The organism is Sphingomonas sp. CFBP 13733 (assembly GCF_014841795.1).
Lineage (GTDB): Bacteria > Pseudomonadota > Alphaproteobacteria > Sphingomonadales > Sphingomonadaceae > Sphingomonas > Sphingomonas aerolata.
This window is the reverse complement of sequence record NZ_JACYUP010000003.1, coordinates 475,826-496,941: the sequence shown is the minus strand read 5'-3', so window position 1 is coordinate 496,941 and position 21,116 is coordinate 475,826. Positions and strand designations below refer to the sequence as shown.

20 protein-coding genes are annotated in these 21,116 nt (G+C 66.9%); 10 read left to right on the top strand and 10 right to left on the bottom strand.

Features of this window, described 5'->3' with window-relative positions:
- Positions 1-186 precede the first annotated feature (186 nt).
- The 4 genes from fdxA to IFT71_RS10900 all read left to right on the top strand — a co-directional run bounded on the left by fdxA (position 187) and on the right by IFT71_RS10900 (position 2,904).
- Positions 187-528 carry a ferredoxin FdxA gene (fdxA, locus tag IFT71_RS10915; RefSeq protein WP_031393648.1) on the top strand — a complete coding sequence of 114 codons (342 nt, stop codon included), beginning with the start codon at positions 187-189 and terminating at the stop codon, positions 526-528.
- Between the two features lie 218 nt (positions 529-746).
- Positions 747-1,280, top strand: a complete 534-nt coding sequence (locus IFT71_RS10910) for a CarD family transcriptional regulator (RefSeq protein WP_031393647.1) — start codon at positions 747-749, stop codon at positions 1,278-1,280.
- Between the two features lie 147 nt (positions 1,281-1,427).
- Positions 1,428-2,159: a head GIN domain-containing protein gene (locus tag IFT71_RS10905; protein WP_192140775.1), complete on the top strand. Its 732-nt coding sequence runs from the start codon at positions 1,428-1,430 to the stop codon at positions 2,157-2,159.
- Between the two features lie 52 nt (positions 2,160-2,211).
- On the top strand, positions 2,212-2,904 hold the full coding sequence (locus tag IFT71_RS10900; RefSeq protein WP_192140773.1) for a GIN domain-containing protein: 693 nt from the start codon (positions 2,212-2,214) through the stop codon (positions 2,902-2,904).
- Between the two features lie 9 nt (positions 2,905-2,913).
- Here the strand turns inward: IFT71_RS10900 and IFT71_RS10895 are convergent, their stop codons facing one another.
- Together IFT71_RS10895 and mgtE are read right to left on the bottom strand one after the other, a co-directional pair.
- On the bottom strand, positions 2,914-3,330 hold the full coding sequence (locus IFT71_RS10895; protein ID WP_031396430.1) for a DUF1489 family protein: 417 nt from the start codon (positions 3,328-3,330) through the stop codon (positions 2,914-2,916).
- Positions 3,331-3,373: 43 nt separating this feature from the next.
- Positions 3,374-4,783 (bottom strand): magnesium transporter, encoded by a 1,410-nt coding sequence (mgtE, locus tag IFT71_RS10890; RefSeq protein ID WP_031440994.1) that lies wholly within the window; start codon positions 4,781-4,783, stop codon positions 3,374-3,376.
- A 109-nt stretch (positions 4,784-4,892) separates the two neighbouring features.
- On the opposite strand from mgtE, the gene IFT71_RS10885 reads away from it, so the two are divergent.
- Entirely contained in the window at positions 4,893-5,348 is a 456-nt protein-coding gene (locus IFT71_RS10885) for a peptidylprolyl isomerase (RefSeq protein WP_031440995.1), read from the top strand.
- A 181-nt stretch (positions 5,349-5,529) separates the two neighbouring features.
- Here the strand turns inward: IFT71_RS10885 and IFT71_RS10880 are convergent, their stop codons facing one another.
- A complete protein-coding gene (locus tag IFT71_RS10880; protein WP_192140771.1) occupies positions 5,530-6,414 on the bottom strand; it encodes a LysR substrate-binding domain-containing protein in 885 nt (294 codons plus the stop codon).
- A 277-nt stretch (positions 6,415-6,691) separates the two neighbouring features.
- Between IFT71_RS10880 and IFT71_RS10875 the strand changes: the two genes are divergently transcribed.
- Complete coding sequence (locus IFT71_RS10875; protein WP_031396435.1) at positions 6,692-8,965, top strand: CDC48 family AAA ATPase; 2,274 nt, start codon at positions 6,692-6,694, stop codon at positions 8,963-8,965.
- Between the two features lie 305 nt (positions 8,966-9,270).
- The gene (locus IFT71_RS10870) at positions 9,271-9,555 is read left to right on the top strand and encodes a hypothetical protein (protein ID WP_166746529.1); all 285 of its coding nucleotides are present in this window, start codon (positions 9,271-9,273) and stop codon (positions 9,553-9,555) included.
- 27 nt (positions 9,556-9,582) lie between these two features.
- On the opposite strand, the gene IFT71_RS10865 is transcribed toward IFT71_RS10870, so the two are convergent.
- Positions 9,583-10,905: an MFS transporter gene (locus IFT71_RS10865; protein WP_192140769.1), complete on the bottom strand. Its 1,323-nt coding sequence runs from the start codon at positions 10,903-10,905 to the stop codon at positions 9,583-9,585.
- Positions 10,902-11,225 (bottom strand): antibiotic biosynthesis monooxygenase, encoded by a 324-nt coding sequence (locus IFT71_RS10860; RefSeq protein WP_031441002.1) that lies wholly within the window; start codon positions 11,223-11,225, stop codon positions 10,902-10,904. Before IFT71_RS10860 ends, IFT71_RS10865 begins: the two co-directional genes overlap by 4 nt.
- Before the next feature lie 181 nt (positions 11,226-11,406).
- Here IFT71_RS10860 and IFT71_RS10855 point away from each other — a divergent pair, with 181 nt between their 5' ends.
- On the top strand, positions 11,407-12,021 hold the full coding sequence (locus IFT71_RS10855; RefSeq protein ID WP_192140767.1) for a class I SAM-dependent methyltransferase: 615 nt from the start codon (positions 11,407-11,409) through the stop codon (positions 12,019-12,021).
- Here IFT71_RS10855 and IFT71_RS10850 read toward each other — a convergent pair.
- Positions 12,000-12,587 carry a septal ring lytic transglycosylase RlpA family protein gene (locus IFT71_RS10850; protein ID WP_192140765.1) on the bottom strand — a complete coding sequence of 196 codons (588 nt, stop codon included), beginning with the start codon at positions 12,585-12,587 and terminating at the stop codon, positions 12,000-12,002. The genes IFT71_RS10855 and IFT71_RS10850 overlap by 22 nt on opposite strands.
- Positions 12,588-12,707: 120 nt before the next feature.
- On the opposite strand from IFT71_RS10850, the gene IFT71_RS10845 reads away from it, so the two are divergent.
- Complete coding sequence (locus IFT71_RS10845; protein ID WP_192140762.1) at positions 12,708-14,717, top strand: putative bifunctional diguanylate cyclase/phosphodiesterase; 2,010 nt, start codon at positions 12,708-12,710, stop codon at positions 14,715-14,717.
- Positions 14,718-14,737: 20 nt separating this feature from the next.
- Here IFT71_RS10845 and IFT71_RS10840 read toward each other — a convergent pair whose 3' ends face one another.
- Positions 14,738-15,664 (bottom strand): crotonase/enoyl-CoA hydratase family protein, encoded by a 927-nt coding sequence (locus IFT71_RS10840; protein ID WP_342212636.1) that lies wholly within the window; start codon positions 15,662-15,664, stop codon positions 14,738-14,740.
- Between the two features lie 210 nt (positions 15,665-15,874).
- Here IFT71_RS10840 and IFT71_RS10835 point away from each other — a divergent pair, with 210 nt between their 5' ends.
- Entirely contained in the window at positions 15,875-17,272 is a 1,398-nt protein-coding gene (locus tag IFT71_RS10835; protein ID WP_192140760.1) for a hypothetical protein, read from the top strand.
- Between the two features lie 15 nt (positions 17,273-17,287).
- Here the strand turns inward: IFT71_RS10835 and IFT71_RS10830 are convergent, their stop codons facing one another.
- The 3 genes from IFT71_RS10830 to IFT71_RS10820 all read right to left on the bottom strand — a co-directional run bounded on the left by IFT71_RS10830 (position 17,288) and on the right by IFT71_RS10820 (position 21,010).
- Positions 17,288-18,310 carry a beta-propeller fold lactonase family protein gene (locus IFT71_RS10830; protein ID WP_192140758.1) on the bottom strand — a complete coding sequence of 341 codons (1,023 nt, stop codon included), beginning with the start codon at positions 18,308-18,310 and terminating at the stop codon, positions 17,288-17,290.
- Positions 18,311-18,383: 73 nt separating this feature from the next.
- Positions 18,384-18,656, bottom strand: coding sequence for a CsbD family protein (locus tag IFT71_RS10825; protein WP_031396253.1), 273 nt, complete (start codon positions 18,654-18,656; stop codon positions 18,384-18,386).
- Between the two features lie 119 nt (positions 18,657-18,775).
- Complete coding sequence (locus IFT71_RS10820; RefSeq protein ID WP_192140756.1) at positions 18,776-21,010, bottom strand: TonB-dependent siderophore receptor; 2,235 nt, start codon at positions 21,008-21,010, stop codon at positions 18,776-18,778.
- Positions 21,011-21,116 lie beyond the last annotated feature (106 nt).

Here is a 21,116-nt window from a genome sequence, read left to right as displayed (position 1 = left end):
ACAGCGTCTCATGGCCTTGGATCCTGACTTTCGTCAGGATGACGGCGTGGTTTGGACGGAAGCGGTCGGAGGCGGCAAAGCCTGATAACGTCTCGCAGAAGGCTTGCTATGATTGACGCGACGGGCCTGCGCGCATAGTCGCAGGCCGTTCGTCGCCGGGAAGGAATCCGGCCCAGGAGTTCTGCAATGACCTACGTCGTCACCGATGCCTGCATCCGCTGCAAGTACATGGATTGCGTGGAAGTGTGCCCGGTCGATTGCTTCTACGAGGGCGAGAACATGCTGGTGATCAATCCCAGCGAGTGCATCGACTGCGGCGTGTGCGAACCCGAATGCCCCGCCGAGGCGATCCTGCCCGACACCGAAAGCGGGCTGGAGCAGTGGCTCGAACTCAACACGACCTTCTCCGCGCAGTGGCCCAACGTCACTCGCAACGACAACCAGACGCCGCCCGACGCGGACGCGATGAAGGGCGTTGAGGGCAAGTTCGACAAGTATTTCTCGCCCGAGCCCGGCGCCGGCGACTGAAAATCGCGCGAAATTCGTGTCTTTATGGCGGATTGGGGCACGAGGGCTGTCACGATCGGCTGGTAATTTTGTTGCAAAGATGGTAATTGGGTCCGTGACGGGCGCGATATGTCAAGTCGTCCGCCTGGAGTATGTTCGAACCCTATTCCTCCACGGTGCAATCCGGCGAACGCGTCGCTGTGGCACCGCGTGGAGGCATTGATCCGGAAAGGCCCCCAATGGCTGCCAAGGCACTGTCCTTCGACGTCGGTGATTTCGTCGTTTACCCAAAGCACGGAGTCGGCCGTGTGATCGAGCTGCAACGCTCGGAAATCGCCGGCATGACGCTCGAACTTTACGTCCTCCGTTTCGAGAAGGAGCGCATGACGCTCCGCGTTCCGACCAACAAGGCCGAAAGCGTCGGCATGCGCAAATTGTCCTCGGACAAGACCATGCGCGAGGCGATGGACACGCTCAAGGGCAAGCCCAAGGTCAAGCGCACCATGTGGTCGCGCCGCGCGCAGGAATATGAGGCGAAGATCAATTCGGGCGACCTCGTGTCGATTGCCGAAGTGGTCCGCGACCTGTTCCGCGCCGACGACCAGCCCGAGCAGAGCTATTCCGAGCGTCAGATCTTCGAAGGTGCGACCAGCCGTCTCGCTCGCGAACTCGCGGCGATGGAAGAGATTGACGAGCCCAAGGCGCAGGAGAAGATCCTCGACATCCTCCGTGCCGCGGCCGCGATCTACAACAAGGACAAGCTGCCCGCCTGACCGCTGGCGCTCCGTTCGATGACGCAAGGGCGGTCCCGCGGGGCCGCCCTTTTGCGTTTATAGTCCGTCAGCCGATGACCACCACGGATTCCGCTTCCGCCTGTCGCTGATAGGGTGTATTGTCTGGGCAATACACGGGAGGATGCCATGAAGTATCTCGCGCTCGGTCTGATGATGCCGCTTGCTGCCTGCTCGTTCAGCTGGTCGGGAGACGATGACGGGGCGGGGGCATCGCCGAGCGGCACCGGCACGACCCGCACCTATATGGTCAGCGATTTCAGCACGATCGACCTGCGCGGTGCGAGTGACGTCGATGTCCGCGTGGGCATGGGCTTTTCGGTGCGCGCCCAGGGACCGGTCGAGCTGCTCGACCGGCTAAAGATCGAGCGGGAAGGCGACACGCTCGAGATCGGGCGGCGCAAGAATGTGGATCTTGGCTGGGGCCGATCGGGCAAGGTCAAGGTCTTCGTCACGCTGCCGCGGCTGGCGGCGGCGGCGATATCGGGATCGGGGGACATGACCGTCGACCGGGTCGAGGGAACGCGATTCGCAGCCGATGTCGCGGGCTCCGGCAACCTGGGCGTCGCGGCGGTGAAGGTCGACGATCTCGCCGTCTCGATCGCGGGCTCGGGCAGCGTCTCGGCGGCAGGATCCGCGCGGGCGCTCGCAGTCTCGATCGCGGGCTCGGGGGATGTCGACGCAGCCGGGCTCAAGGCCCGCTCCGCGCGGGTCGAGATCGCCGGCTCGGGCAGCGTCCGCGCGGTCGTCGATGGCCCTGCCACCGTCGACATGATGGGGTCGGGCGATGTCGACCTGGGCAGCGCCGCGCGGTGCACCGTGTCCAAGATGGGCTCCGGCTCGGTCCGCTGCGCACCGTGACCCGCTGCGCGCGCGGCTTGCGTCGGTGCGCCGAAGCGGCAACGATCTGGTGATGATCCGTTTTCTTGTCCTGCCGCTCCTGTTCGCCTGTCCCGTCGCCGCAGCCGCGGCCGATCGTAGCGTATCGGTGGGCAGCTTCGAGCGGGTCCGGATCGATGGGCCGTTCGACGTGCGCCTCGTCACGGGATCGCCCGGCGCGAAGATCTCGGGGGATCCGCACGCGACCGAGGCGGTTGAGATCCGCGTCGACGGTGCGACGCTGTCGGTCCGGCGGAGCACGAGCCGCTGGGGCGAGCGCCCCGAGACGGGGGCACAGCGCCCGGTCATCGTGACGCTCTCCACCCCGCGTCTCGCCTTTGCCAGCGTCGTGGCGGGGGGGCGGCTGACGATCGATCGCATGAAGGGGATGCGGCTGGACCTCGCGGTCAGCGGTGCGGGCAGCCTTGCGGTGAACGATGCGCAGGCGGACCAGCTGAATGCTACCGTCATCGGCACGGGGCGGATGACGCTGGCAGGGCGCAGTGCGCGCGCGCGTCTGACTGTCAGTGGTCCGGGGCTGATCGACGCGACCGCACTGGCCGTCGATGATCTCGTCGTCATGCAGGACGGCGTCGGCGAAACCCGTGCCTCGGCGCGCCGCACCGCGCACGTGACGAACAGCGGGGCCGGCTCGGTCACGGTCGCGGGCACCGCCGCCTGCACGGTCCGCGCCGCCGCCACTGGCCCGGTGATCTGTGGCCGCTAAGCGCGCAGGCTAGATCAGCGCGAGTTCGGCGAGCTTGGTCATCAGCGCGGGCGGCATGATGTCGAGTCCGGTCGCGTCGCCGCCGAGATCGAGCGGCGCATCGGCGCCCTCCAGATACCGCCACCCCTGATGCGCGCGCTTGGGTCGCGCCTGGACCAGCACCAATCGGGGGTCGATATGGATCGCGACGCGTCCTCCCTCCGCCTCGCCAAAGCCCAGGATCGGCGACCGCGCGATCAGCTGGTGCTTCAGGATCCAGTACATCGAGCCGCCTTCGCCGACCGGCCCTGCAACTTCCTCGTGTCGCTTGGGCAGGTAGCGGGTGGTGAGGAACACGGGGCCCTCCTCACCGCGCAGCCGCAGGCGCTCCGCCAGATGGTCGACGCTGTCCGCGCCGAACGCGACTTTGGTGAGGTGAAGCGGCATCCGTCTGGAAATGGGCGCTAATCCGCGCCAGTCAACCGGAGCGTCAACCGTGCAGCCCCCACAGGCTGGCAAGGCCGAGGAACGAGAAGAACCCCATCGTATCGGTCATCGTCGTCACGAACACCGCCGACGAGACCGCGGGATCGATCCGGAACTTGTCGAGCGTGATCGGGACCAGCACGCCGGAAAGCCCTGCGGTGATGTTGTTGGTCAGCATCGCCGCGGCGATCACGATCGACAGGTCGGTGTTGCGGAAGATCACATAGGTGCCCAGGCCGATCAGTGTGCCCAGCATGACGCCATTGGCCGTGGCGATCCGGAATTCGCGGACGATCATCCGCTTGGTGTTCGAACTCGTCAGCTGGTTGGTCGCGAGCGCGCGGACCACGACCGCGAGCGTCTGCGTCCCGGCATTGCCGCCCATCCCCGAGACGATCGGCATCAGCACCGCGAGCAGAGCGAAGCTGGCGATCGTCCCCTGGAACAGCCCGACGACCGACGACGCGACCATCGCGGTGCCCAGATTGACGACCAGCCAGGTGAAGCGCGTCCGCACCGTCAGCCGGATCGGTTCGTTGATGTCGCCGTCGCCCGCACCCGCCAGGCGCAGCGTATCCTCGCCCGCCTCTTCGGAAATGATGTGGACGATGTCGTCGACCGTGATCATCCCGACCAGCCGGCCGCCATGATCGACCACCGCGGCAGAGATCAGCGCATATTTCTGGAAGCGGAGCGCCACCTCTTCCTGGTCCATGTCGACCGGGATCAGCGTCTGTTCGCGCTTCATCACATCGGCCATCGCAATCCCGCGCGGCGTGCGCAGCATCCATGACAGCTGGCACGTGCCGATCGGCTTGTGCGCGGGGTCGACGACGAAGATTTCCCAGAAATCGGTCGTCAGCTCCTCGTGACCGCGCAGATAATCGATCGCGTCGCCGACGGTCCAATGCTCGGGCACCGCGATCAGCTCGCGCTGCATCAGGCGGCCCGCGGATTCCTCGGGGTAGCTCAGCGCCTCCTCGATCGCGGCGCGATCATCGGGATCGAGCGCGCGCAGCACCGCGCGCTGCTCGTCCTCGTCCATGTCCTCGATGATCGCGACCGCGTCATCGGTATCGAGTTCGGAGGCAAGGTCGGCGACTTGGTGCGGCTCGAGTGCGTCGATCAGATCCTCGCGGACATAATCGTTCATCTCGGCGAACACGTCGCCGTCGAGCAGATCGGTGACCGCGCGCGCCAGCGCCGCACGATCCTCCTGCGGCGTCAGCTCGAACAGATCGGCAATGTCCGCGGGGTGCAGCGGCTCGACCAGCGCGCGTGCCGCCGCATTGTCACCGTCCTCGACCGCGTCAAGCACGGCGCGGACGAATTCGGGCCGCAACCGGTCGTCGCGATCGAGTTGGGTTTCGGGCTGGGTCTCGGTTTCGACCTCGGGAAGCTCGAGTTCGCTCATGGCTGCCTCCCTTAAAAGCGTGCGCCTTGGGCCCTAACGCGCCGCGCATGCATTTGCCAGTCGCGGGGTGGATCCCTATCTGCCGCGCATCAATTCAGGAGAAGACCCAATGGCCGATACCCCCGAAACGCTGACGCTGACCCTCGATGGCGGTGACGTGACGATCAAGCTGCGCCCCGATCTGGCCCCGAAGCATGTCGAGCGCATCGTCGAGCTGGCCAATGACGGCTTCTATGACGGCGTCGTATTCCACCGCGTGATCCCGGGCTTCATGGCGCAGGGCGGCGATCCCACCGGCACCGGCATGTCGGGGTCGGACAAGCCGAACCTCAAGGCGGAATTCTCGGCCGAGCCGCATGTCCGCGGCGTGTGCTCGATGGCGCGCACCAACCAGCCCGACACGGCGAACTCGCAGTTCTTCATCGTGTTCGACGACGCGCGCTTCCTCGACAAGCAGTACACCGTCTGGGGTGAAGTCACCAACGGCATGGAGCTGATCGACGCGCTCCCCAAGGGCGAGCCGCCGCGCCAGCCCGGCAAGATCGTGAAGGCACGCGCAGCCTGAGCTGAAGACTGCACCGGCGCAGCGAAGCTGCGTCGGTGCAGTCGAAGCCGGCCGGCGGAGCAAAGCTCCGTCCGACGGCGCGGCTTAGCCGCGACGCGCTTCAAGTCAGAAGCGCGTCGCGGTCGCTACCCTGACCCTCTCTCAACCGTACATCCGGTATCCGAGCGAAGGCTGTGCCTCGCTAAACTTCCGCTAGCGTCTTGATCAGCCAGTCGTGGAACAGCTTGACCGGCTTGGCCTGCAACGCGCGCGGTCGGCAGACGAACCAATAGCTGTACGGGCTCTCCACCTCGATTTCGAACAGCCGCACGAGCCGCGGATCGTTCGCATCCTCGAAATGGCTGGCATGCATGAACGCGACGCCCAGCCCCTGCGCCGCCGCTTCGAGCATCAGCGCCCCCGAATCGAAATGGTCGATCGCCAGCGGCTCGATATCGTCGAGCCCAGCCGCCGTCCGCCACGCGGTGAACGTATCCGTCATGTCGCGGTGGACCAGCGCGGTCAGCGTCGAAAGCTGTTCGGGGCGGGTGATCGGATCGACGCGGTCGAGCAGGGTGCGCGCACCGATCACATAGACCGAATTGCGATCGAGCCGCCGCGCATAGAAGGCCGGATCGATCTCGCGCGACAGGGCGATCACCGCGTCCAGCCCGTCGCCCAGCCGCGATACCAGATGCGCCGCGGTATCGATGTCGAGATGCAGTTCGGGATGCGACGCGCGCAGTTCGCCGAGCCGTGGGAACAGCTTCTGCGACGCATAGAGCGGCAGGATTCCCAGCCGCAGCCGCAGCACCTCGGTCGTACTGGTCATCGATTCGACCGCATCCGACAGCGAATCGAGCACCGGCGCGATCTGCGCGAGCAGGCGTTCGCCGTCGGCGTTCAGCACCATCGCCTGGTGCCGGCGTGCGAACAGCGGCTTGGCGATGAACCGCTCGAGGCTCTGCACGCGCCGGCTGAGCGCGGGTGCGGACAGCGCCAGATCCTCCGCGGCGGCCTTGATCGAGCCCAGCCGCGCGACCTGGACGAACGCCTCGATAGCCCCGAGTGGCGGCAGCCTCCGCATGATTCCTCCCCGACTCCCTTACCCGACTCGATGCATGTGATCCGCATCATTGGCCGCATTGAAGCCTACGATTGCAGTTAGCGCAATCGTAGCGGATCCATTCGCACTTGCAACATGAACCGCTTCGACGCAAAAAGACGTCGCCTTTCAGGCATCCTCTCCTAAAAACTTTCATGGGTTGGCCTTCATTGGCCGGCCCTTTTTTTTGTCTTTTCAAGTCCTCGCAAGCCCGGCGGCGGCCCCCCATCTGACACGCTTCGAGTTTGAAGGAGTCGAGATGCCCGATAGCGAAACCCCAACGCGGAAAATCCAGGTGGCGAACGCGCGTCCCGAGGACAGCGGCCGCGGCCTGGCGCATCTGCCGCGCGCGCTGATGGCGACGCTCGGCATCGGCGAGGGTGACGTGATCGAGATCCTCGGCAAGCAGAACACCCCCGCGCGCGCCGTCGGGCCGTATCCAGAGGACGAGGGGCTCGACATCCTGCGCATCGACGGGCTCCAGCGCGCCAATGCGGGCGTCGGCTCGGGCGATTTCGTCGAGGTGCGCAAAGCCGAATCGAAGCCCGCGACGCGCGTCGTCTTCGCACCCGCACAGCAGAATCTGCGGCTTCAGGGCTCGACCAACGCGTTGAAGCGCACATTCCTCGGCCGGCCGATCTGCCAGGGCGACATCGTCGCGACAGCGGGGCATCAGCGCGTCGGCAACATGCCCGCGGGCGTCCAGCAGTTCATGAACGCGCCCGCTTATGCACTGCAGGAGATCCGCCTCGCGGTGATCGCCGCCAGCCCCAAGGGCGTCGTCCATATCGACGAGAATACCGAGATCGAGCTGCGCCCCGAATATGAGGAGCCGCAGGACGCACGCCGCGCCGACGTCACCTATGACGATATTGGCGGCATGGCGCAGACGATCGACCAATTGCGCGAGATGGTCGAGCTGCCGCTGCGCTACCCCGAATTGTTCCAGCGCCTGGGCGTCGATCCGCCCAAGGGCGTTTTGCTACACGGACCGCCCGGGACGGGCAAGACGCGGCTCGCGCGTGCGGTCGCCAATGAATCCGATGCGCAGTTCTTCCTGATCAACGGCCCCGAGATCATGGGGTCGGCCTATGGCGAGTCGGAAGGCAAGCTGCGCCAGGTGTTCGAGGAAGCCGCCAAGGCCGCACCGTCGATCGTCTTCATCGACGAGATCGATTCGATCGCACCCAAGCGCGGGCAGGTGTCGGGCGAGGCGGAAAAGCGTCTCGTCGCGCAGCTGCTGACGCTGATGGACGGGCTGGAGGCACGCGCCAATCTCGTCGTGATCGCCGCGACCAATCGTCCTGAGGCGATTGACGAGGCGCTGCGGCGTCCCGGCCGGTTCGACCGCGAGATCGTCGTCGGCGTTCCCGACGAGCGCGGCCGCCGCGAGATTCTCGGCATCCATGCGCGCGGCATGCCTTTGGGCGACCGGGTCGATCTCGACGAGTTGGCGCGCACGACCTACGGCTTTGTCGGTGCCGATCTCGCAGCGCTGGCGCGTGAGGCGGCGATCGAGGCGGTGCGGCGGATCATGCCCAAGCTCAACCTTGAGGAGCGCACGATCCCGCCCGAGGTGCTCGACGACCTGTCGGTCACGCGCGAGGATTTCCTCGGCGCGCTCAAGCGCGTCCAGCCCTCGGCGATGCGCGAGGTCATGGTCCAGGCGCCGACCGTGCGCTGGGCCGATGTCGGCGGGCTCGACGATGCGCAGATGCGGCTGAAGGAAGGCGTCGAGCTTCCGCTCAAGAACCCCGACGCGTTCCGCCGGCTCGGCATCCGCCCGGCCAAGGGCTTCCTGCTCTACGGCCCGCCCGGTACCGGCAAGACGCTGCTCGCCAAGGCGGTCGCGCGCGAGGCGGAGGCGAATTTCATCGCCACCAAATCGTCCGACCTGCTCAGCAAATGGTATGGTGAGAGCGAGCAGCAGATCACCCGGCTGTTCCAGCGCGCGCGCCAGGTCGCACCCTGCGTGATCTTCATCGACGAGCTTGATTCGCTGGTGCCCGCCCGCGGCAGCGGCGCGGGTGAACCGCAGGTGACCGAGCGTGTGGTGAACACGATCCTCGCCGAGATGGACGGTCTGGAGGAGCTCCAGTCGGTCGTCGTGATCGGCGCGACCAACCGGCCGAACCTGATCGACCCGGCGCTGCTTCGCCCGGGGCGGTTCGACGAGCTCGTCTATGTCGGCGTGCCCGACAAAGCGGGGCGCCGGCGGATCCTCGGCATCCAGACGCAGAAGATGCCGCTCGCGTCCGACGTCGATCTTGATCGTCTCGCGGACCGCACCGACCGGTTCTCGGGTGCGGATCTGGAGGACGTCGTCCGCCGCGCAGGCCTTGTCGCGTTGCGTCGCTCGATCGATTCGACCGACGTGACGATGGCCGATTTCGACAACGCGCTGAAGGAATCGCGCGCCAGCGTCACGCCCGAGACCGAGCGTGAGTATGAGCAGATGGCCGCCCGCCTGAAACAGGACGCGACCGCCATCCAGCCGATCGGCTTCGCCTTCCCCAGTAAAGGCGCGGCGTGATCATCGCCCCTCTCCTTGGCGGGAGAGGGGCTACCGCCAGCATGGTTCCATTCGGCGGTCTATAGTCGACTGGCCGAATGGCCCTGATCTTGTGCCATGTGTTGACATTACCGGGCACGGGTCCAATGTAACTTTCATGTACGCATCCGCGACACATAAGCGTTTCCTCGATCACGCCGGCCAACTCGCCGCACGGGGTTAGCCCGAGCTCGCGGCTATAGGCCGCTGGAGTTCGGGCTTTATTCGATCTGACCTTTGGGACGTGCGCTGCACGCCCATGATCTCGAATATACGGAAACCACGCAATGTCAGGCCCAGCCTCTGAATCTGGCGATCACTCGCCAGCGCGCCGCGACGTCGATGAAGACGCCCTATCCCCGAAAACCTCGTTGCGGATGCGCCCCAGGCATTTCTTTTCGAAGCAATTCGATATGGAAATCGTCGAAGACTATTCAAAGGAGGAGGCCGATCGGGACTCCGCCGGGCAGCCGAAATGGCTCAACCGACTGATTCAGATGAACTTGTTACTGATGATCCTCTTGATCGGGGTTCCGCTGCTTCTGTACTGCATCGGAATGTCGGCGAAATAGCGGAGCCGCGGCCTGATGAATCCCGGTTCAGCCGCCCGAAGCGTCCTTCGCCTCATTCAGCGTCACCCAGGCATAGCCGATCAACACCACGCACGCTGCGCCCGCGACCAGATAAGGCAGCGAATGCTGCGCCTCGTACAGTCCGACCCCGATCGACGGCCCGAGCACGAAGCTCGCGCCGTTGATGCTGGTCACCTTGCCCGCGACCGACCCTTGCGCATTCGCGCCGACCGCGAGCGAGGCGCCCGCGGTAAAGCCCGGCCGCGTGAAGCCGAAACCGAGACTCGCCAGCGCATAGGCGGTCGCGATCGTGTAGAGCGATGTCGCGATCCCCGTCAGCGCGGTGCCCGCCGCCGCCAGCACCAGCCCGGTCAGGACGAGCTGGCGCGGGGTCAGGTTGAGCCGCGGAATGATTCCCCATTGCGCGAGCAGCGCTGCACCCGCGCCCATCATCAGCACGATCCCCGTGGGCTCGAGCGCGAGTGCGGGCGCAAGGTTGAGCCGGTCGATCACCAGGAACCCGATCGCCTGCCCGGTCATCGCCTGCGCATGCCCCATGACCAGCCCGGCGATCATCCAGGCGCGGATGCGCGGATCGGTATAGCCGACCTGTTCGACATGCGACTGGGTCGCGGCGGTGACCGAAGCCCCGCTCGGCGCGCCGCCGATCGACGGATAGGACGCGCTTGCGCCGTGCGTATCTTCATGTGGCGCGACGATCCGGTCGTCGGGCAGCATCCGCCGCACCGTGATCCACACCGCCACGCCGAACAGCGCGAACAGGAAGGCGGGGCCCGCCAGCCCTACCTCGAGTCCGCCGACCGACCCGAGAATCAGATAGGGCGCGATCGCCGGCCCCAGGATCGTGCCGAGCCCGAAGGCGGAAGCGAGCAGGGTCAGCGCGCGGGTCCGTTCCGCGCGCGTCGTCTCGCCCGCGACCAGCGCCTGCACCGCGGGCGGGGCGGCGGCCCCGAACGCGCCATAGATCAGCCGCCCGGCGATGAAGCAGCCGAACGCCGCGGTCCCGCCGATCCAGTGGTTGATGCCAGCCATCAGGAACAGTCCGCACAATGTCAGCGACACGCTGAACCCGCCGATGCCGAGCAGAATCATCGCGCGGCGCCCATGCCGGTCGGACCGGTTCGCCCAGAACGGCGCGGCGATCACCCACAGCAGCGCGGACACCGAAAACGCGCCGGCCACCGCGCTGTCCGCGACGCCCAGCGACCGGCCGAGCGCGGGCAGCACCGATTGCAGCGCGGTATTGCCCGCGGCGATCGTCAGCATGACAAGGAACATCAGCGCGAAGCGACGATCGATCCGCGCATCCTCGCGACCAGTACCGGTCATGGCCGCGCCCAGTCATAGTCGCGCTCGACCCGTGCGACGGTGACGCGGTAGCGGTCATACCAGAGCGCCCGCCCGCGCTCGCGAATCGCGCTATGGTCGGGATCGTCGCGCCACGCGATCGCCGCGGCGTCGTCCGCCCAATAGCTGATCGTGATCCCCAGCCCGGCTTCGTCGCGCACGCTGTCGATCCCGCGATAGCCGGGCTGCGTCGCGGCGAGCGCCTCCATCGCGGCGGCTGCCGCGGCATAGCCGGCGGGGTCGGTGCCGTTACGGTTCGACATGAAAATGACCGCCGTCTGGCCCGTCCGATCGTCGTGCATGCCCAATGCTTAAGCCAAGCCCGGGGGTTGGCAAGCGCGGGTTGCGGCACCGTGCACTGGTCGCGTTCGGTGCGGTTCGTCGCGTGATGCAACCCGCAGGCCTTGAAACACGTTTGGAATCCGTGCGACGGGGGGCTTAAAGCCTCGCGTGCGCGCGGGATCCCTGATCGTAAGGAACACGATGCCCAGTCCGACCACAGCCGCCCGGCGCGCGCGCACCCGCCCCGCCGGCGTGCCCTCCCCGTGGCAGATGTTCTTCACCGAATTCCTGAAACACCCTGTCATGGTCGGCTCGATCGTGCCGTCCTCGGACAAGCTGATCCGCAAGATGCTCGGCCGGGTCGACTGGGACAACACCAAGGTGTTCGTCGAATATGGACCCGGCGTCGGCACTTTCTGCCGCCCGATTCTCGACCGCATGGCGCCCGACGCGACGCTGATCGTGATCGACACCAACCCCGATTTCATCCGCTATCTGCGCCACACGATTACCGATCCGCGGTTTTCGGCGGTGCTCGGATCGGCGGCCGATGTCGAAAAGATCGTCGCCGATCACGGCTTCGAATCGGCCGACTATGTCCTGTCGGGCCTGCCCTTTTCGACGCTGCCCTCCGGCGTCGGTCCGGCAATCGCCGCCGGCACGCATTCGGTGCTGCGCAGCGGCGGCGCGTTCCTGGTCTATCAGTTCAGCCCGAAGGTGAAGGACTTCCTCACCCCGCATTTCGAATCGATCGATCACGACATGGAATGGTGGAACGTGCCTCCGGCGCAGCTCTACTGGGCCTGGAAGGACTGATCCGTCAGCCGCGCGCGCAGCGCGGCGAGTTCGTCGGGCGAGGCATCGGGTCTCGCCGATGCGGGCTTGCCGGCCCGTAACCGCGCCCGGTCTTTTGCATCGGGCTCGACGCGGCGGACGCGGACCGCGGCCCGGCCGCGGCGCTCGATCCCGAGCAGCCGGGCGGCGCCGCGTGACAGGTCGATCAGCCGCGAGGGCGTGAACGGCCCGCGGTCGTTGATCCGCAGCAGGATCGTCCGGCCGGTGTCGAGCGCAGTGACCTCGACATAACTCGGCAGCGGGAGGACGGTATGCGCGGCAGAAATGCCCTTCACGCGAAACCGTTCGCCGTTCGCGGTCTGGTTGCCCGATTCCCGGCCATACCAGCTCGCCATGCCGACCGCGTCATAACCCGGCAGATCGGCGGGCCGGTAGGTCGTGCCGCGCACGCTGTAAGGGCGGCCGATCTTGACCGGATAGTCGCTGACCGGGCGGTAGCGCGTCGTGCCGCAGCCGGCGAGCGCAGCGCACAGCGCGAGGGCGGCCAGCAGGCCGGGCGTATCGGAACGCGGTGCGATTGGGATCATTATCCCTGCTAGCGGACACCCGGTCGAAGCTGAACCCCATTGCGGCGAACCGCCCGCGCGCGGGATCGTAGCGTTTGCTTAACCGCTTTACCCTACGGTTACAGTCTGTTCGAAGGTGCCATGACGCATTTCATTACCCGGTTGAGGCAGCTTCGGCACTCGGATCACGCGGTCGCCGCGGACGTCCGGGCGACTCTGGTCACCTCGCTCTATGCCTCACCCAAGTCGCTGGTGATCGGTGCGCTGACGAGCACGGGTATCGCCACGGTTGTGGCCGTCACCAGTGGCGATCGCTGGCTTGCCGGCTTCGCGGTGCTGATCGGGCTGGTTGCCGCACTGCGGATCATCGGCATCGTCCAGCGCGTGCCCGATCAGCAGGGTACTGACGTATTTGCTGTCGATCGGGGTGCCGCCGAGCGCCCGCGGGCAGGACAATGGGAGTTTTACTACCGCATCGGCGCCTTTGCCTTTTCCGCGCTGCTCGGCATGTTCGGGCTGCTGACGCTGACCCGGACCGCGGACGGCGTGCTTCATCTCCTCTCGGTGACGACGGCGATCGGCTATGCGGCGGGGATTGCCGGACGCAATGCGGGCCGGCCGACGATCGCGCTCGCACAGCTCTGCCTCGCGTCGCTGCCGCTCGCGGCGGGGCTCTTGCTGTCGGGTGAGCCGCTCAACGCCGTGCTTGCGATCGTCATCATCCTGTTCGTGCTGGCGATGATCGACATCACGCTGCAGACCTATGAGGCCATCCTCGGCGCAACCATCGCGGCGAGCGAAAAGACCGCGCTCGCCGAACATCACGCCGCATTCGCGCGACGCGACGACCTCACCGGGGTCGCCAACCGCACCGCGTTTCGCGAATGGTTCGAGCGGCGGCTGCACCGGCTGGAATCGACCGGCGAGCTCCTGTCGATCCACTGGATCGATCTCGACCGGTTCAAGGAGATCAACGATTCGCTCGGTCACCTGGCGGGCAACGTGCTGCTGACCGAGGTTGCGCAGCGGCTCCAGACCGCGTTCGTTACCGATGGCGGCACCATCGGGGTGGCCGGTGACGCGATCGTCGCGCGGCTGGGCGGCGATGAGTTCGCGGTCGTCTGCGCGATCGGCGCGCGCGACGATGCCCGCACGATCGCCGATCATATCCTCGACCTCGTCGCACAGCCTGTGGCCTATGCCGGACGCCGGCTGACGGTCGGCGCCTCGCTCGGCGTGGCGATCGCACCGATCGACGGGGGCGACGCGGACACGCTGCTCAAACATGCCGACCTCGCGCTCTACCGCGCCAAGGAAAGCGGCCGGGGGGCCTTCTGCTTCTACGAACCGGTGATGGACGAGAAGATCGAACGGACGCGCGCGCTGACCAGCGACCTGCACGGCGCGATCGCGCGCGGCGAGCTGTGGCTCGCCTTCCAGCCGATCTTCGATCTGGCGACGCATCGCATCCTGTCGTGCGAGACGCTGCTGCGCTGGGACAGCCCCTGCCACGGCAGCGTGTCGCCTGCCGAATTTATCCCGATCGCCGAGCAGAGCGGCCTGATCGTCGAGATCGGTGCCTGGGTGCTGCGCGAGGCCTGCCGTCACGCGCTGGACTGGCCGGACACGGTGCGTGTCGCGGTCAACCTGTCGCCGATCCAGCTCCTGTCGCCCGGGCTCGCCAAGGTGCTGAAGGACGCGCTCGACGCCAGCGGGCTCGCGCCGGGACGGCTCGATCTCGAGGTGACCGAATCGGTGTTGCTCGACGATATCGACGCATCGCTGGCGGCGCTGTCGGCGATTAACCGGATGGCGGTCGGCACTACGCTCGACGATTTCGGCACCGGCTATTCGTCGCTCGGCTATCTTACGAAATTCCCGTTCCAGACGCTCAAGATCGACCGGTCGTTCATCACCGCGCTCGACGACAATCCCGCGTCGATGGCGATCATCCAGACGGTGGTCGATCTGGCCGCGACGCTCGGCATGCAGACCGTCGCCGAGGGTATCGAGACGCCGACCCAGCTCGCGCAGCTGCGTCGCACCCGCTGCACCGCGGTTCAGGGTTTCCTGCTCGCGCGCCCGATGTCGGCAAGCCAGGTGGCGAACCTGCTTGCCGACGAAACCCCCAGGATGCGTGCGCTGTCCTGAGGGCCTGGGGGCGATGTCCGTCAGCCTTGCGGCTTGTCGAGCAGACGGGTCTGCGCCGCGACGAGCCGCCGCATCAGCTTGAGATCCCCCTCGCTGAGGCGCAGCGCGGCGTCCGCCCACAGGTCGACCACCGCCTCGAGCTCGTCGAGCGTCAGCGGATTGACCGCGCGCGACGCCTCGTAGATTGCGCAATGCCCGCTGTGGCGACGCCGGTTTTGCCGAATATAATCCTCGACCACCCGGCGGCCCTGGCCGGGGTCGGCGAGCGCGTGGACGATACCCAGATCATAGAGCTCCTCCGCGCTGTAGTTGCGCCCGCTGAGGATCATCTGTTCGGCGCGCGCTGCCCCCAGCCGCCGCGACAGGAAGCAGTGCGCCCCCATGCCCGGGAACAGCCCGAACACGGTCTCGGGAAGCCCGAAGCTCGCGCCGCGTTCGGCGACGACGACGTTGAACGACAGCAGCGCCTCGAACCCGCCGCCCAGCGCATCGCCCTCGACCAGACCGATCGTCACGATCGGCAGGTCGAGGCCGCGCAGGTTGCGGTGCAGGATCTGCACGCAGGCGCGGCCATATTGGACCAGCGCCTCGCGGTGACCGGCACGGATATGCTGTGCGAACAGGTCGAGATCACCGCCGAGCGAGAAGACGCCGGGGAATCGCGAGCCGAGCACGAGATAGCGAATCGGCATCGCCCCGGAGGTGTGGGCGCTGTGGATATCGGCCTGCCACTGACCAAAGTCCGCGAGCAGCGCAGGGTTGAAACTCGGCCGCGTCCTTGGCCGCATATAGGTCCACAGCGTGTCGGCCTGCGGGTCAAACGTCACCTCGAGCTGGTCGAGCGCGAACAGCGGTGGGGTTGGGGCGGGGGACGCGATCCCGGCTGTGGTCGCGGTTGCGGGCCGCGGGGCCGGCGAGAAATGTCGGGCGGGTAAAGCAAGAGTCACTGTGGCATTCCTTTGTAATCGCAGCGCAGTGCTGCACCGCCGAACCTAGGGCACAATGGCGGCGATCCCGCGGGGGTGTGCGCGCGACGCGCGTTAAAATCCGTCTCGCGCGACACCGCGCCGGTGCGCTAGGCGGGGTCGGGGTCAGGGGCGGTCGTGGCGCACGGCCCGCGACCCGGTGCTGGCCCCGAAACTGGACGTTTGCCGATCATGACAGCGAAATGGATAGAGGCTGGGCTGGCCGGAGCGCTGGTTGCGGGATTGTGGCTCCCGGCACCATCCGGCGCGGCGCAGACCGGTGTCGCGCCGCCCGTCCCATTGCCGATCGCCCCGTCACCGATCGCGCCGGTCGACGCCCCCCAGCTCCAGCTCCCCGTCGATGCGGCGATGCAGGACGCGGCGGAATATGCGCGGCGGTTCGGCGTGCCGCTCGATGTCGCGCTCCACCGCATGCGGGCGCAGGCGGCGACGATTCCCGTCACCGACGCGCTGCGCCGCGAATTCGCGGATCGGCTCGCGGGCATCGCGGTCGAGCATGACCCGGCCTACCGGATCGTGGTGCTGCTGACCGGCACCGACCCGGTCGCGGACCGCGTCGTCGAGGCGGGGGGGATGAGCGTCCCGCTGGTGTTCCGGACCGGCGCGGCGGCGACGCTCGACCGGATCCTCGGCCAGATCCGCACCTTCCAGGCGGCGATCCGCGCTGCGCTTCCGCATCCCCCCGGCATCGGTGCGGATCAGCGGACGGGTACGCTCGTCGTGATGGTCGCGACCGCGGACCTTGCACTCGACCGGGATGGCGCACTTACCGCCAAGTTCGCCGATATGACCGGCGTTCCCGTGCGGATCGAAGCCAGTGACCGCCCGATGCTGCCGATGGCGCTTCAGACGAGCGTAACGGCTACGCCGGGCGCCACAGTGCCCGGGATCCCCGTGGCGATGATCCCGCGTGCCGACGCAGTGACCGTGATGCCGGACGTCGCGGGCGGGGGGCGGGTGGTCGGGACGGTCGACGGCCGGCGCTATATCTGCACGACGGGATTCGTCGTCACCGATGGCGTCGCGGATGCGATCGCCACCGCCGCGCATTGTCCCGACACGCTTGATTATGTCGGGCGGCCGCCGGCGGGCACGGAGCGGCGGGCGATCGCGCTGCCCTATATCGGCCAATGGGGCTGGGGGTATCAGGACGTCCAGATCAACCGCGCGCCCGCGCTGCCGGCGACTGCGCCACGGCTGCCCGCCTTCTTTGCTGATACCGCCAAGACCCGGCTCAGGACCGTCGCGACATGGCGCAACCGGACCAGCACGCGCGCGGGCGACTTCGTCTGTCACCGCGGCGAGCGCACCGGCTATAGCTGCGCGCCGGTCGCGATGGTCGATTTCGCCCCCGCGGGCGATCTGTGCGGCGGCGCGTGCCTGCCGACCTGGGTCGCGGTCGAAGGGCCGACATGCAAGTCGGGTGACAGCGGCGCGCCGGTTTTCGAAGGGCAGGTCGCACTCGGCCTCGTCAAGGGCGGCACCTACCGCGCCGATGGCAGCTGCCTCTTCTATTATTACATGTCGACCGACTATCTGCCGCCCGGCTGGACGCTCGCCTATCGCTGAGTGCAGGCGTGCAGCCTAGCGTGACAGAACGAACGCCGCCCCCGGAACCGCGACCCGGGCGACATGCGGCCCGAGCAGCCCGTCCGCGGTGATCGGCAGCAGCGTCACGCATTCGTCCTTCTCGTTCGCGACGACCATCAGGCCCTCGTCCTCCAACAGCACGAAGTGTCGCGGATAGGCCGCCCCCGCCGGTGCATGCTGGATCAGCCGCGGGTCACCATCCGGGTCGAGCGCGAAGACCGCGATGCTGTCATGCCCGCGGTTGGAGACATAGAGCCGGTCCCCCGCCGCGTTGATCGCCAGATGCGCGACGATGCTCGGACCCTCATATTCTTCTGGTAGCGTCGACACGGTCCTTGCTGCCGAGAACCGACCCTCGCCGCCGACCAGCACGGTCAGCGTGTTCGCAAGTTCGTTGGCAAGATATGCCATGCGCTGGACATGCGGATGCAGCAGCAGATGGCGTGGCCCCGATCCCGCTGGTGCGTGAAAGGCTGTTCCGGCCGCCCGGACACGGTTGCCGCCCGGCGCCGGCGCCACCGCGAAGGCGCGGATTTCGTCGGTCCCCAGATCGGTTGCATAGAGCCAGCGATCCTCGGCATCGAACCCGACCCAATGCGCGTGAGGGCTAGTCTGACGCTCGCGGTTCGGACCAGATCCGCTATGCGCAAAGACATGGGCTGGCGCGTTCGGCAGGCCGTCGGCGTCGAGATCTAGGACCGACACGCTCCCGCTCGCATAATTGGCGACGGCGAGCAGGTTGTGGTCGTGACTTAGCGCGAGATGACACGGCGCGTCACCGTCAACCGCCACGCGGGCGATCTGTCGCCAGCCGTCGGCGGTGGCGCGATACACGCCGATCGCTCCGTCATCGCGTTCGTCGACGAGATAATGAAGATCATAGCGCGGCGAATGGACGCCGAAGGACACGTTGATCGCATCGGGATAGGGCGTGCCGGTCGACCAGCCATCGCCCTGTCGCAGCGGATGGAGCCCACCACGATTGGTGCCGATCCAGAGGCCGGCGGGTCGGGTCACAGGGCATTCGCCCCGTGCCGACACCGCCGGGATCCTCCGACCAGCGGGGCCGCGCGGACGCGGCCCCAGGCGATCACTTACCGCGCAGCGTGTTGAGCAGCGCGATGCCGACGACGCCGACCAGCGCTGCGGTCGCGAACGGACGATCCTTGGCAAACGCACGCGCCTTGTCGGCGAGCGGGGCGACGGTGTCGGTCGCGGTGCCGATCGCCTTGTTCGCGGTGCCTGCGATCTGGTCGGCGACGCCGCCGGCCTGGAGCGAGCTGTCGCCCGTCGCATTGCCTGCTGCCTGCTTCACCGAACCGAGCAGATCCTGGCCTTCACCCTTCAAGGTCGTCGTGTTCATGCTAAACTCCTATGCTGGACGGCATCCGGAACGAATGCGCTCGGACCGCTGAACGGCCGACACGCCAAGATGTGCCATCGACCTGCGTATAAACCGCCTGCGCAGGGTCGAGCGGCCCGTTACCAGCGATATCCGATCGTCGCCTGCACGGTGCGGCGGTTGCCGTACCAGCACCAGGCATAGTTGGCGAAGCAGCTCGTCAGATACTTCTTGTCGAACAGGTTGGTCGCGTTGACGCCGAGATCGACATTGGCGAGCCGTGGGCTGAGCTTGCCCAGATCGTAACGCAGCAGCGCGTCGAACACCGTATAGGCGGGTGAATAGCGCGCGACGCGGTCCGAATAGAAATCGGCATAGGTCTTGTCGACGTGCCGCACCGCGCCGCCGATCGCAAAGCCCGATGCCGGCCCCTCGGTCGGCGCCCATTCGAGGTTCGCCGAGATTCCGCCGCGCCCGACCGTCGCGAGCGGCAGGCCGATATTGGCGGCAACGACGTCCTCGACCTTCTTCACGCGCTGGCGGCTATAGGCGAGCTTGGCGTTGAAGCCGTAGGGCAGCGGCGCGCTCGCCTCGACCTCGACACCCTGCGACCGGACCTTGCCGATCTGCTCCGCCGTGAAATCGGGATAGGACACGACGACATTGGTCTGCTCGATCCGGAACCAGGCTGCGGTGACGAGGATCGACGTGCCGGTCGGCTGATATTTCACCCCCGCCTCGATCTGCTTGCCGAGAGACGGCTTCGGGGGGCTGCCATCGCGCAGTTCCGCATTCTCCGGCTGGAACGAGGTCGAGTAGCTTGCATAGGGCGCCAGCCCGAACGGCAGCAGGTACAGCGCACCCGCGCGCCAGGTGAACTTCTCGTCTTTCTGCGCCTTGCCGTTGCGTTCCTGGCGGGCCCAGTCCTGGCGGCCGCTCAGCGTCACGCGCAGCCCGCCGACCGCGATCTGGTCCTGCGCATAGACCCCCTGCTGGCGCTGGCGGACATTGGCCGATGCGACGTCGGCCAGGCTGCCGTCAAAGGCGTAGCCCGCGACCTCGAACGGCGACTGCGGTGTCGGCATCGTCCCGTAGACCGGGTTGAACACGTCGATCGGTGTCGCGCCGCCAAAGGCCGAGAGCCCGGCCGAATGTGCGACCTGCCGATCGGCGCCGAACAACAGGCTGTGCGTCAGCGGTCCCGTGACGACCTTGCCGGTCAGCTGATTGTCGAACGTCCAGTTGTTCAGCTGTTCGCGCGTCGAATAGGAGTAGCGGCCATAGACGGTCGGCGCCGTCGCGAACGGATCGAGCGCCGGCCCGCCGGTATAGACGATCCCCAAATTGCTCTTCACATATTGATAGCGACCCGACGACCGCAACGCCCAGCCGCTGCCGAAATCATGGTTGAAGATATAGGTCAGCGCCGCCTGTTCGCGGCTGAAGAAATCCCCCGGCTCGCCGCCGTAGAATTTCGTCGAGATCTTGCCCGCCGGGTTGTCGATCAGGGTGCCGAGCGCGGGGAAGACGCCGTAATTGCCGTTATAGGGATCATGCGAATAGGCGCCGAGCAGCGTGAAGCTGGTGCTGCTGCCCGCGCCGGCGGTCACCGCGGCGGAGATCGTCTGGCGTTCGCGCTTGCCCTGACCCTGCGTTTGCTGATCGTCGGCGCCATTCGCGCTGCCATAGATGCGCCACAGCACGCCGTCCCCTGCGCGCCCGCCGATATCAGCGTCGACGCGGTACAGGTCGTAGGTGCCATAGGTGCCGCTGACCGCACCATAGGTTGCGCGATCAAGCGGCAGCTTGCTGACCTCCGCGACCAGACCGCCCGGGCTCGACTGGCCATAGAGCACCGACGCCGGGCCCTTGATAATCTCGACCCGATCGAGCCGCGACACGTCGACCTGCGGCACCGCATAGCCGGTCGCGCTGCCGAACTGGCGCAGCCCGTCGAGATAGACCGGCGCGTCGAACCCGCGCAGCTTAAACTGGTCGTACACTTCGGCCGATGCGCCGCGCGTCTCGGGGGTCACACCCGCGACGAAGCGCAGCGCTTGGTTGAGGTTCTGCAGCCCCAGCCCGGCAATGTCGGCGGCGCTGATCACGCTGATCGACTGCGGCGTCTCGACGATCGGCGTCGCGCTCTTCGTCCCCGACGACGCGATCGTCGTCGCCTTCTCGCCGGTCACGACGATCACGCCGTGATCCTGCGGCTCGGACGCGTCGGATTCGTCGAGGCTTGTTGCCGCTGCCACGGACGCGTTGGGGGTCGTGTCCTCCGGGGCGGACCCGGCCCAGGCCGGTGATGCGGACAGCGCGGCCGTGAGAATGGTGCCGGCGAGCAGCAGGCGGGCGAAGCGACGATCGGACATGAAAAACCCCTTTCCGGCTCGCTACTGTTGTCGCGACTGATTTGCAATAGCGTTGCGACCGATTCGCAAACCGCGCTTTCCGTGGCTTGGAAAAGCGGTTCACCGT